We start from the raw sequence: 651 nt of genomic DNA on the forward strand, positions 1-651 counted from the left end.
TCGTGGTGGTGCCATCGGGTGACCGCGAGCGCCAGCGCGGTCAGCAACCCGTCCTCGACACTGCCGTGGAACCTGTGTGGCACCGTGGTCAGCAGTGTCTCGGTGATCCCGGCCGGTACCTGTATCACGACCGTGTCGACCGTCGTGCCGGCATCGATTCGTGGGTCGGCCCGCCGTGTCCCCAGCACCGGGTCGGGCCCGGCCAGCATGGCCTGCCACAACGGCAGTTCCCCCACCCGTTCGCGGGTGCGCGCGGCCTGGACCAACCCGGATGCCCACCGCCGCATCGACGTACCCACCACCGCCGGCGGCGGCTCGGTACCGGTGGCGATCCCCGCCCACACCGCGGCCAGGTCCGGCAGCAGTATCCGCCACGACACTCCATCGATCGCCACATGATGCGCCACCACCAGCAACCGGCCGGCCACCCCGGTACCGGGGTCGAACCACACCAGCTGCAACACCACCCCCGCCACCGGATCCAACCGGCCCACCGCGGCCTCGGACTCCGCGGCCAGTACCGCCGCGAACTCCGGTCCGTCCACCCCCGCCACCGGCACCCGCCGGATCAACCCCGCCACCGGCACCGACCCCACCGGACCGGCCACCAACCTCCACCCACCCGACCCCACACCACCACCAACACCACCA

General features: G+C 72.2%; 1 protein-coding gene. It reads right to left on the bottom strand.

Annotation, left to right across the window (positions count from 1 at the left end; all coding sequences use genetic code 11):
- On the bottom strand, positions 1-608 hold a 608-nt coding region (locus NS4_RS33585), incomplete at its 3' end, for a condensation domain-containing protein (protein WP_281220090.1).
- Between the last annotated feature and the right edge of the window lie 43 nt (positions 609-651).

Source organism: Nocardia sienata NBRC 100364, from assembly GCF_001613205.1.
Lineage (GTDB): Bacteria > Actinomycetota > Actinomycetes > Mycobacteriales > Mycobacteriaceae > Nocardia > Nocardia sienata.